This is a genomic window from Kitasatospora sp. NPDC059408, from assembly GCF_042751525.1.
GTDB lineage: Bacteria > Actinomycetota > Actinomycetes > Streptomycetales > Streptomycetaceae > Kitasatospora.
In genome coordinates, this window is record NZ_JBHYWI010000151.1 from 1 (window position 1) to 11,111 (window position 11,111).

Below are 11,111 nucleotides of genomic sequence, written 5' to 3' on the forward strand. Positions count from 1 at the left end.
GGGGGGGGGGCGGGGCGGGGGGGGGGGGGCGCCCCCCCCCCCCCCCCCCGGGCCGGGCGTTTCAGGCGGGGATCTTGGGAGCGTGGTCCTCGGTCTCGCCGTGGGCCGCCATCAGCACCTCCACGGCGTGCGCCGCGGACGCCAGCGTGCTGTGGCAGTGCCAGCCCCGCAGCGAGCGCCCCTCGAAGTCCCGCAGGCCGGCCCGGTCCCCGAAGCCGGCCAGGTCGCGCCCGACCCGGTCGGCCAGCTTCGTCAGCCGCAGCAGCGTGCTCGCGGGCGCCCCGGCCAGGTTGCCGAGCCACAGCCCGGTGGGCCGGCGCCGCGGGTCGTCCCACTCCCCGACCAGGACGAGCCCGCTGTCGCGCCCGCCGGGCAGGCCGGGGTCCGCGCCCGGCAGGCCCACCCGCACCGCGGCCGCCGAGGCCCGCCGCACGCCGGACGGCGCCGTCGGGTCGGGCCAGCCGACGAGCCGGCGAAGTCCCCCGGCCGAGTCGAGGATCCGTCGCGCTTCCAGCGCTCCGAGGCCGTGGCCGGGCAGGGTCGGGTCCTCGACGGAGAGCCGCTCGGTGCCGGCGACGCGGACGAGCGCGCGCACGCCGGCCCGGTCGAAGCGCCGGATCACGCCGGCCGGGTCCTCGACCGGTACGTCGAGCACGACCGGACGCCGGGCGGCGTCGTGGAGCCGGGCGAAGTCCAGTGCCACGGCGGTGGCGCAGTCGTCGGTGGTCTCCCCGTACCGCGGTTCCCCGGTCCGCCGGGGCTGCGCGGACGGGCTCGGGCCGCCGCCGTCCGCCGTCGGCCGGTCCGCGCACAGCAGCCGCCAGTTGACCGGGGCGCTGGCCCGCTCCGAGGCGGCCCACAGGCCGAACGCCCGCTGTCCGTGGAACTCCTGGTCCAGGTGGTGGTCGAAGCCCCGGCCGACGCCCACGGAGTGCCGTCCCGACTTCGGGATCGACAGCTGGCGCACCACCCAGGCCTGCGGCCGGACGTTCGGTTCGAGCCAGTCCGCGAGCGCCTCGCGCATCGGCATCCAGTCCCAGGTGGAACTGCAGATGAAGTGGTGCAGGCTCTGGTCGAGCGCCGGGTCCCCGAGGCAGGCCGCGATGTTCCTGATCGACCTGCGGCCCTGCGCGGCCAGCAGTCCACGGAGGTACTGTTCCCCCTTGCGCCGTTGGTCCCTTCGCGGAAGCGACGCGAAGAGGGTGGTGCTCAGGTCCTTCAGGAGGAGCTCGCCGTCGGACACCGGTCGCACCGAGCCGAGTCGGAACGGGGCGGTACGTCGGTGCCGGACAGCCCTGATATTGCCAGCAGCGTTCACAGAATCCCCCTCTATGCACTGCCCTTGAGGCTTGCTTAAGCCCCTCCAGGGTGGCCCGGGGCGGGTGGCGCGGGCCAGGTGCAGGGGCCACCCCGTAGCGCCGGCGGGCGGGTGTCCCGGCACTGCGCGCGACCGCCGGGCCGGGTGGCGGGCGGACCCGGCCACCGCCTCGCCCGGCGGTCGCGCGCAGTGGTGTGGCCGGACTACTCCTGTCCGAGCCCGAGCAGTGCCCGCGGGTCCAGGGCGGCCTGGTGGCGCGTGATCTTCCCGTCCACGACGTGGCTCCAGGCGGCGACCTGGACCGGGGGCGCGAAGCTGGTGTGCATCTCGAACCACGTGACGACGTCGGGGCCGTCGCTGAAGACCTTCCGGATGACGATGTCGGTGAAGGAGCCCGGCGCCTTCTCGATCTTCTCCCGGAGGTCGTCGCCGCCGCTGGCGTTGCCGAACGGGCCGGTGAACTCGATGTCGTCGGCCAGCACCGAGCGCAGGGTGTCGTAGTCCTTGGCCTTCCAGGCCGCGTAGTACGTCGCGGTCACGTCCACGGGGTTGACGCTCATGTCGTCGCTTCCTCTCGTCCTTCGGTGCGGGCCCCGCCGGCGGATTCCCGCACCGGCGGGTTCAGCGAGGCCCGGGTGTTGAGTTCGGCCGCGTCGTCGCCGGTGGCCCGGCCGTACGTCTTGGCGATGGTGGTGTAGACGCCCTTGGCGGGCGCGCCGCCCGCGGCGTCGCCCGGGTTCCTGGGCTTCGACCGGTCCATCCGCCGGTTCGCGAGCACGACGGCGGTCGTGGCCTCGCGCCGCTCGTCCTCGTAGCCGCGCAGCGCGGCCACGGGGTCCTCGGTCGTCGCGAGCCGGTAGGCGAGGACGCGGGCGTCGACGATGGCCTGCGAGGCGCCGTTCGCGCCGACGGGGTACATCGGGTGCGCGGCGTCGCCCAGCAGCGTCACCCGTCCCTCGCCCCACCGGTCGAGCGGGTCGCGGTCGACCATCGGGTACTCCAGGACGCCGGTGCTGCCGCTCAGCAGGGCCGGCACGTCCAGCCAGCCGAGGTCCCAGTCGGCGAAGTGCGGGAGGAAGTCCTCCAGTTCGCCCGCCCGGTTCCACCGCGCGTCGCCGCCGAGCGGCTGCGGTTCGGCCACCGAGACCATGCACACCCAGTTGGTCAGCGACCGGCCCTGCTCCGCGGCGGCCGGGCCGATCGGGTACGCGATCAGCCGGGCGCCGCGGCCGGCGTCGGCGTGGATCATCGTCCGGCCGGTGAGGAACGGCTCGGTCGGCGTCACGCCGCGCCACATCATGACGCCGGACCAGTGCAGCGGCCCCTCACCGGGGTGGAGCCGGGCCCGCACGGCGGAGTGCAGCCCGTCCGCCCCGACGAGCAGGTCGGCGGCGAGCAGGCCGGGCTCCCCGGTCGTCCGGTCGGTCACCCGGACCCGCACGCCGTCCGGGGTCTGCTCGACGGCCTCGAACGTCGTGCCGGTCCGGACCGCGTCGGCGCCCAGCCGTGCCCGGACCGCGTCGAGCAGCATCAGCTGGAGCTCGCCGCGGTGGATCGAGTACTGCGGCCACCGGTAGCCCCGGGCGAGTCCGCGGTCCTCCCGGTGCTGGGCCTCGCCGCTCCCGTCGACCCAGACCATGTCGGCGGTGGGCACGCCGAGCGCGGCGAGTTCGTCGCCGAGCCCCAGCTCCGTCAACTCCCGCACCGCGTGCGGCTGCACGTTGATGCCCACGCCGAGCGGACGGATCTCCCGGGTCCGCTCCAGCACGGTCGCGCGGATGCCCGCCGCGTGGAGGCTGAGCGCGGTGGTCAGGCCACCGATCCCGCCTCCGATGATGATCACGTCCATGTCCCGGCCCTCTCCTTCTCGCGCCTTCCGTCAGCTCACGGCTGCAGCTTGGTGGTGGTCCAGCTCAGGTCGTCCTGGCGGTCGTAGCGGAGCCGGCGGTGCAGCCGGTCGGAACTGGCGGCCCAGAACTCGATCGCGGCGGGCGTCAGCAGGTAGCCGGCGAAGCGCTCGGGCCGAGGCAGCGGGGTGCCGGTGGCCTCCAGCCGCTCGGCCTCGGCCCGCAACGCGGCCACGTCGGCCAGCGGGTCGCTCTGGTGGGCGGCCGTGGACATCGCGTGCATCGGCACCGGCCGGGCCGACCACATCGCGTCGGACTCGGCGTCGTCGAGCCGTTCGACCGGTCCGGAGACGGACACCTGCTGCGCCGTCTCCCGCCAGTACAGCAGGCCCGACGCCCAGCCGGTCTCGGCGATCTCCCGGCCCTTCTGGCTGCTGGTGTGGCTCAGGAAGACCAGGCCCCGCTCGGTCACCCGGCTGATCGCGATGATCCGGGTGGAGGGGCGGCCCTTGGCGTCGGCGGTGGCCAGGGCGAGTGCCCGGGGCTCCCGGACGCCGCGCTCGGCGGCCCGCGCCAGCCAGGACTGCAGCAGCCCGATCGGCTCGGCCGGCGGGGCGTCGTACTCGGGGAAGGGGAGGTCGGTCTCCCCGCTGAGCGACTCGAACCTGCTGGAGTTGCCGGTCGGGGTGTGGTTGGCGGTGGTGCTCACCGGGATCTCCTAGACGTAGATGGTGCCGCGGGCGACGACGGTGCCGTGGCCGCCGACGTGGACGACGCGGGGCCGGTCGCCGTCGCCCTCGGCGTGCGCGAGCATGAGCGAGGGGCGGCCCATCTCGACCCCCTGGAGGATCTCCAGCTCCTGCCCGTACGCGGCCAGCCCGAACCGGGCCAGGTGGATGGCGAGCGGGCCGGCCGCCGAGCCGGTCGCCGCGTCCTCGACCACGCCGTAGGCGGGCGAGAACATGCGGGTGCGCCACGCGGTGCCCGAGCCGGCGAAGCAGTTGGCGGCCATGTCGGGGAACCGCGTGAGCGCGCGGTGGTCCGGGCGCAGCGCCGAGAGCGCCTCGACGCTCTCCAGGCCGACGAACACGTGGCGCGGGCCGTTGCGGTACGCCACCACCGGGGTGACCGGATCCGTCACGCCGAGCGCCGCGAGCAGCTCCTCCGCGTGCTCGTAGGGCTCCCAGGTGGGGATCGGCTGCTGCATCCGGGAGGAGCTGGAGTCCTCGCCGTGGTCGAGCTCGAACGGGATGACGCCCATGGCGGTCTCCAGCCGCAGCCGGTCGGCCTTCCACGTCCGGCCGAGGGCGACCGAGGTGCCCAGCATGGGGTGCCCGGCGAACGGGAGTTCGTTGACCGGGGTGAAGATCCGGATGCGTGCGTCGCCGCCCTGCTCGGCCGGGAGCACGAAGGTGCACTCGGAGAGGTTCATCTCCTTCGCGATCTGCTGCATCCGCTCCGCCGGCAGGTCCGCGGCGTCGAAGAAGACGGCCACCGGATTGCCCTCCAGCGGCTTGCGGGAGAAGGCGTCCACAACGATGTAGTCGTGCAAGGGGTCTCCAAGAGAGGTGGTGCAGTGGATCCCTGACGGATCGCCGACGGATCGTTGCCGGATCCCGTCAGGGCGTCAGGGCGGTGCCGAGGCCGTGCAGCACCGGAAGGGAGTGGACGCCCTCGGCGACGGCCTCGACGTCGAACCGCATCCGGTGGGTGGGCGGGCCGCCGATCAGCTCGGCCGCGCGGTTCGGCGGCAGCGGCCGGTCCGCGGGCCGGTCCGTCTCCCAGACCATGACCGCGCCCCAGCGGTTGTTCTCCCGGTCGGCGATCCAGAACTTCACGCGCAGCCCGGGCACGTTGGCCCACGGTTGCACGGCGCCGTCCCGCAGGTGCTCGGCGAGCGACTCGATGGTCTGCGGGGAGCCGTCCAGCTCCCACCAGGCGATGTCGGCCTTCATGGGTCCGTTTCCTCCGGCCGTTCCCGGCCGGCTCAGGTGGGGATTCCCTCGCGCCGGACGGCCGGCACCGGGATTCCGAGCGCGCGCAGCTGCTGGTTCGGGTTCATGAACTCCCGTTCCCGCTTGATCTTCCCGTTCTCGAACTCGAACGAGTGGATGAAGTGGTTGCGGTAGTGGCCCTCCGGATAGCCGGGGAACAGGATCTTCCCCTCGCCGTCGCACTCCACCCAGAAGCGGTTCGGGTCCTGGGTCTCGAAGATCTCGATGTTGGTCCACACCCAGTCCGGGAAGCACTGCAGCGACCACACCGCGTGCTCGCCCAGCCGGTCCCGGCCGTGGGTGACGATCGGCTCGCCGGTGTCGGTGGTCCACAGTCCGCCGCAGCCGTCCTCGGTGAACAGCAGGTGCCGCTTGAGGCGGTCCTCGCCGCGGGTGTTCATGTACTGCTCGACGATCGACCGGTTGTGCCGGCGGATCTCGTCGTCGTTGCGGAACGCCGGCGGCTGCTCGGCCTCGGACATCGGTGACCTCCACGGGGATCGGGGAATTCCGGCGGCCGTTCGGGGACCGCCGCACTGGACTCTGTTCGGGCGGTGCCCCGTCCGCAACGCCGGCCGCGGGACTCCGTCAAGTCGGGACGAAGTCCGTTGCCATGTGACGGAGTCCGGGTCCGCGGCTTCCGGTCGGCCCGTCGTCTCCCGGAGAGTCGGTGCGCAGCCGCTCCGGAGATGCCGAACGAGCGGTTTCCCCTCTCCTTGGAGGTATCAGGTGCCCAGTGTCGACGAATTCCTCCGCTCGTTGCCCGTGGTCCAGCAGCCGGACTGGGCTGGCCACCCGGAACTCGGCCCGGTCAGGGCCGAACTCGCCTCGCTGCCACCGCTCGTCACCGTCGAGGACACCGACGTCCTCCGGACGCTGCTCGCCGAGGCCGCGGTCGGCCGAATACAGATCATCCAGTCCGGCGACTGCGCCGAGGACTGGGCGGAGGCCACGCCGGGCGATGTCGCCCGCAAGGCGGGCCTGTTGGAGGTGCTGGCGGGTGTCATGAGGATGACCTCGCACAAGCCGGTCCTGCGGGTGGGCCGGCTGGCCGGCCAGTACGCCAAGCCGCGCTCGAAGCCGACCGAGACCGTCGGCGATGTCGAACTCCCGGTCTACCGGGGCCACATGGTCAACTCGCCGGAACCGGACGCCGAACTGCGGCGGCCGGACCCGAAGCGGATGCTGACCGGCTACCAGTCCGCGCGCGAGGTCGTCGGGCTGCTGGGCTGGAACGGCCGGGACCGGCGCACCCGGCCGGACACCCCGGCGTGGACCAGCCACGAGGCGCTGCTGCTCGACTACGAGCTGCCCATGCTGCGCACCCAGCCGGACGGCCGGCTGCTCCTCGGCTCCACCCACTGGCCGTGGATCGGCGAGCGCACCCGCCAGGTGGACGGCGCCCACGTCGCGATGCTCGCGGCCGTGGCGAACCCGGTCGCCTGCAAGGTCGGTCCGACCATGACCGCCGACGAGCTGCTGGCCCTGTGCGCGAAGCTCGACCCGGAGCGGACCCCGGGCCGCCTCACGCTGATCGCCCGGATGGGCGCGGACACGGTGGGCGAGCGGCTCCCCGACCTGGTCAGGGCCGTCCGCCTGGCCGGCCACCCGGTCGTCTGGCTCACCGACCCGATGCACGGCAACACCGTCAGCGGCCCCGGGGGGCTCAAGACGCGGCTGGTGACGACCGTCGTCAAGGAGGTCGTGGACTTCCACCGGGCCGTCACGTGCGCGGGCGGCACGGCGGGCGGCATCCACCTGGAGACGACGCCGGACGAGGTCACCGAGTGCGTCGCCGACCGGGACCGGCTCCACGAGGTCGGCGGCAAGTACACGAGCTTCTGCGACCCGCGGCTGAACCCGCGCCAGGCCGTCTCGGTCGTGTCCGCCTGGCTCGGCTGACGCCCGGCCACCCCCAAGCCCCCACGCAGCCTCCCCAAGCAGCGGGCTGCCCAGTGAAAGGACGACCATGGCGGGCCTTCCGTCCATCGACCCCTACCCGATGCCCTCCGAGAGCGACCTGCCGGCCAACACCGCGCGCTGGACGGTCGACCCCGACCGGGCGGTCCTGCTGATCCACGACATGCAGCGCTACTTCCTGCGGCCGTTCCCGGCGAGCGAATCCCCCGGGCGGCCCCTGGTGCAGAACACCGCGCTGCTGCGCGAGGAGTTCGCGGCGCTCGGCGCCCCGGTCGCCTACACGGCGCAGCCGGGCGGCATGACCGCCGAGCAGCGCGGCCTCCTCAAGGACTTCTGGGGGCCCGGCATGGAGGTGTCGCCGGAGGACCGGCAGGTCGTCGACCCGCTCGGACCCGGGCCGTCCGACTGGGTGTTCACCAAGTGGCGCTACAGCGCGTTCCACAAGTCGGACCTGCTGGAGCGGATGCGCGCCCACGGCCGGGACCAGCTCGTCGTCTGCGGCGTGTACGCCCACGTCGGAGTGCTGATGACGGCCGTGGAGGCCTTCACCAACGACATCCAGGCGTTCCTGGTCGCCGACGCGGTGGCCGATTTCTCGGAGGCCTACCACCGGCTGGCGCTGACCTACGCGGCGGAGCGCTGCGCGGTGGTCACCTCGACCAAGTCCGTGCTCGCCGGGCTCGCCCCGTCCGTGGGGGCGGCCCGGTGAACCGGCCGGCAGAACGGGAGGAGAGCCCGATGGGGGCGGACCTGCTGGACCGGGTGCTCACCGGGGCCCCCGGTGCCTACGCCCTGCTGTACCGACCCGAGGCGGCCGGGCCGGACGTGATCGAGGTGCTGCTCGGCGAGGCGTCCGCCGTGGACACGCTCGCCGGGATCCCCGTGCCGGACGCACCGGGGTCCGCCGCCGCGCACGGGGGTGCCCGGCACGAGGTGCTGGCCGTCGTCCCGTACCGGCAGATCACCGAACGCGGCTTCGCCGGCGTCGACGACGGCGCGCCGCTGATCACGCTCGCGGTCGCCGAGCAGGCCGCCCTGCCGCTCGCCCACGTGCTGCGCAGGCTGCCGAACGACCCGATCACCCTGGCCGGCGGCCGCTTCGACGTGGACGACGAGACGTACGCGGCCACCGTGCGCCGGGTCATCGACCGGGAGATCGGCAACGGCGAGGGCGCGAACTTCGTCATCAAGCGCTCGTTCGTCGCCGAGATCACCGACTACACGCCGCGTAGCGCCCTGTCGTTCTTCCGGCGCCTGGTGGAGCGCGAGTCCGGCGCCTACTGGACCTTCCTGGTCCGGGCCGGCGACCGCACCTTCGTCGGCGCCAGCCCGGAGCGGCACGTCAGCCTGCGCGACGGCACCGCCGTGATGAACCCGATCAGCGGCACCTACCGGTATCCGGCGGCCGGCCCCGACCTGGCGGGCGTCATGGCCTTCCTCGCGGACCGGAAGGAGGCCGACGAGCTCTACATGGTGGTGGACGAAGAGCTGAAGATGATGGCCCGGATCTGCGAGCGGGGCGGCCGCGTCGTCGGCCCCCACCTCAAGGAGATGGCCCGGCTCGCGCACACCGAGTACTTCATCGAGGGCAGGACCTCCCACGACGTCCGGGACATCCTGCGCGAGACGATGTTCGCCCCCACCGTCACCGGCAGCCCGCTGGAGAGCGCCTGCAAGGTGATCAGCCGGTACGAGCCCGAGGGACGGGGCTACTACAGCGGCGTGATGGCGCTGATCGGCCACGACGAGGACGGCGCCCGCACCATGGACTCGGCCATCCTGATCCGCACCGCCGACATCGACCGCGGCGGCCTGGTGCGGATCGGGGTCGGCGCGACCCTGGTGCGGCACTCCGACCCGCAGAGCGAGGTCGCCGAGACCCGGGCCAAGGCGGCCGGACTGCTGGCCGCGCTCGAAGCCGGCGGCACCGGCCGGTTCGCCGACCACCCCCGGGTCCGCGAGGCACTGGAGCAGCGCAACGCCGGCATCGCCGACTTCTGGCTGCGGGAGAGTGCGGACGGGGCGGACGGGGTCGCGGAGCTGGCCGGCCGCAGCGTGCTGATCGTGGACGCCGAGGACACCTTCACCTCGATGATCGGCCACCAACTCGCCTCCATGGGACTGGCAGTGACGGTCCGGCGGTTCGACGAGCCGTACGACGTCGACGACCACGACCTGGTCGTGATGGGCCCGGGCCCCGGCGACCCGCGGGACACCGGCCACCCCAAGATCGCCCACCTGCGGGCCGCGGTCTCCCGGCTCCTGCGGGAGCAGCGGCCGTTCCTCGCGGTCTGCCTCAGCCACCAGGTGTTGTCCACGCTGCTCGGCCTCGAACTGGCCCGGCGGGACGTGCCCAACCAGGGCGTCCAGACGGAGATCGACCTGTTCGGCGCGCGCGAGCGGGTCGGCTTCTACAACACGTTCGCCGCGCGGAGCGACGAGGACAAGATCACGCACCCCGAGTTCGGCGTCGTCGAGCTCAGCCGGGACGCCGCCACCGGCGAGGTGCACGCGCTGCGGGGCCGGGGCTTCGCGTCGATGCAGTTCCACGCCGAGTCGGTGCTCACCCGGGACGGCGTGCGCATCGTCGCCGGCCTGCTGACCGAGGTGGTGCGCTCGTGCGACCGCTGACCGGACCGGCCCGGGGGGTGCACCGGTGACGGCTCCCGCCGGCCCCGCGCTCACCGCCCGGATCCCGGGCTCCAAGAGCATCACCAACCGGGCCCTGCTGCTCGCCGCGGCCGCCACCGGCACCAGCCGGCTGCGGGCACCGCTGACCAGCGACGACACGCTCGCCTTCCGGACCGCGCTGACCGACCTGGGCGTGCCCGTCGCAACCGGCCCGCAGGACGGCGAATGGCGGGTCACCGGGATCGGCGGGGGCCCGTCCGGCGGCGCCACGATCCGGTGCGCCGACGCCGGGACCGCCGCCCGGTTCCTGCCCCCGTTCGCCGCGACCGGCCGGGGCCGCTACCTCTTCGACGGCTCCGACCAGTTGCGCGCCCGCCCGCTGCGCCCGCTGGCCGACGCCCTGCGACGCCTCGGCGCGGACGTCCGCGCCGCCGGAAGCGGCGGACTGCCGCTGCTGGTGGACGCCGACGGGCTGCGCGGCGGTGAGCTCGCCGTGGACGGCCGGCACAGCAGCCAGTTCCTGAGCGGTCTGCTGATGGCGGCGCCGTTGCTGGACACCCCGCTGACCGTGACCGTGCGGGACCTGGTCAGCCGGCCGTACATCGACATGACCGTCGCGCTGATGCGCCGCTTCGGCGCCCGGGTGACCGAGGAGGCCCCCGGGGTCATCGGGATCGGCACCGGCGGCTACACCGCGACCGACCTGGCGATCGAACCGGACGCCTCGACGGCCTCGTACGCCTTCGCCGCCGCCGCGGTCACCGGGCGCGCGGTCACCGTCCCGGGCCTGGGCCGCGACAGCCTCCAGGGCGACCTCGGCTTCGTCGAGGTGCTGCGCACCGCTGGCGCCCGGGTCGCGGTCGGAGCCGACGCGACGACGGTCACCGGTACTGGGCGGCTGCGCGGCGGCTTCGAGGTCGACATGGGCGCGATCTCGGACACCTTCATGACGCTGGCCGCGATCGCGCCGCTGGCCGACGCGCCGATCACGATCCGCGGCATCGCCCACGCGCGCCTCAAGGAGTCGGACCGGATCGAGGCGGTCGCCGGGAACCTGGCCGCCTGCGGCGTGACGGTCGAGACGGCCCAGGACCGGATCACCGTGCATCCGGGGCCGGTCCGGCCGGCCCGGATCAGGTGCCACCGCGACCACCGGATCGCGATGGCGTTCTCCGTCCTCGGGCTGCGCGCGCCCGGGATCGAACTCGACGACCCCTCGTGCGTGACCAAGACCTTTCCCGGCTTCCACACCGAACTGCGCCGGCTGTTCCCGGCACCTCTGGAAGGAGAACGACGTTGACCGGGCTGCGCTGGCTGACGGCGGGGGAGTCGCACGGCCCCGCACTGGTCGCGACGCTGGAGGGCCTGCCCGCTGGTGTACCGGTCACCACCGCCGTGGTG

The 11,111-nt window shown here is 73.8% G+C and carries 12 protein-coding genes; 5 read left to right on the plus strand and 7 right to left on the minus strand.

All coding sequences use genetic code 11. The annotated features are described in order from the left end of the window. Nucleotides 1-61 precede the first annotated feature (61 nt). The 7 genes from ACFXDE_RS42960 to ACFXDE_RS42990 all read right to left on the minus strand — a co-directional run bounded on the left by ACFXDE_RS42960 (nt 62) and on the right by ACFXDE_RS42990 (nt 5,641). On the minus strand, nt 62-1,252 hold the full coding sequence (locus ACFXDE_RS42960) for an IS701 family transposase (protein WP_380499663.1): 1,191 nt from the start codon (nt 1,250-1,252) through the stop codon (nt 62-64). Between the two features lie 269 nt (nt 1,253-1,521). Next, nucleotides 1,522-1,878, minus strand: coding sequence for a nuclear transport factor 2 family protein (locus tag ACFXDE_RS42965; RefSeq protein ID WP_380444606.1), 357 nt, complete (start codon nt 1,876-1,878; stop codon nt 1,522-1,524). Further along, complete coding sequence (locus tag ACFXDE_RS42970; RefSeq protein ID WP_380499664.1) at nt 1,875-3,167, minus strand: flavin-dependent oxidoreductase; 1,293 nt, start codon at nt 3,165-3,167, stop codon at nt 1,875-1,877. Before ACFXDE_RS42970 ends, ACFXDE_RS42965 begins: the two co-directional genes overlap by 4 nt. A gap of 35 nt (nt 3,168-3,202) precedes the next feature. After that, nucleotides 3,203-3,874 (minus strand): phenazine biosynthesis FMN-dependent oxidase PhzG, encoded by a 672-nt coding sequence (gene phzG, locus ACFXDE_RS42975; protein WP_380499665.1) that lies wholly within the window; start codon nt 3,872-3,874, stop codon nt 3,203-3,205. Between the two features lie 9 nt (nt 3,875-3,883). Then, nucleotides 3,884-4,717, minus strand: coding sequence for a PhzF family phenazine biosynthesis protein (locus ACFXDE_RS42980; RefSeq protein WP_380444601.1), 834 nt, complete (start codon nt 4,715-4,717; stop codon nt 3,884-3,886). A 67-nt stretch (nt 4,718-4,784) separates the two neighbouring features. Next, nucleotides 4,785-5,120: a hypothetical protein gene (locus ACFXDE_RS42985; protein ID WP_380499666.1), complete on the minus strand. Its 336-nt coding sequence runs from the start codon at nt 5,118-5,120 to the stop codon at nt 4,785-4,787. Between the two features lie 32 nt (nt 5,121-5,152). Then, nucleotides 5,153-5,641, minus strand: coding sequence for a PhzA/PhzB family protein (locus ACFXDE_RS42990; protein WP_380444597.1), 489 nt, complete (start codon nt 5,639-5,641; stop codon nt 5,153-5,155). A gap of 247 nt (nt 5,642-5,888) precedes the next feature. Here ACFXDE_RS42990 and ACFXDE_RS42995 point away from each other — a divergent pair, with 247 nt between their 5' ends. The 5 genes from ACFXDE_RS42995 to ACFXDE_RS43015 all read left to right on the plus strand — a co-directional run. Next, nucleotides 5,889-7,061, plus strand: a complete 1,173-nt coding sequence (locus tag ACFXDE_RS42995) for a 3-deoxy-7-phosphoheptulonate synthase (RefSeq protein WP_380444596.1) — start codon at nt 5,889-5,891, stop codon at nt 7,059-7,061. A 67-nt stretch (nt 7,062-7,128) separates the two neighbouring features. Continuing rightward, nucleotides 7,129-7,788, plus strand: coding sequence for an isochorismatase family protein (locus ACFXDE_RS43000; RefSeq protein WP_380499667.1), 660 nt, complete (start codon nt 7,129-7,131; stop codon nt 7,786-7,788). Between the two features lie 29 nt (nt 7,789-7,817). Continuing rightward, the gene (locus ACFXDE_RS43005; RefSeq protein WP_380499668.1) at nt 7,818-9,710 is read left to right on the plus strand and encodes an anthranilate synthase family protein; all 1,893 of its coding nucleotides are present in this window, start codon (nt 7,818-7,820) and stop codon (nt 9,708-9,710) included. A 25-nt stretch (nt 9,711-9,735) separates the two neighbouring features. Then, nucleotides 9,736-11,010, plus strand: coding sequence for a 3-phosphoshikimate 1-carboxyvinyltransferase (gene aroA, locus ACFXDE_RS43010; protein ID WP_380499669.1), 1,275 nt, complete (start codon nt 9,736-9,738; stop codon nt 11,008-11,010). Then, on the plus strand, nt 10,929-11,111 hold a 183-nt coding region (locus ACFXDE_RS43015; RefSeq protein WP_380444588.1), incomplete at its 3' end, for a chorismate synthase. The genes aroA and ACFXDE_RS43015, both read left to right, overlap by 82 nt.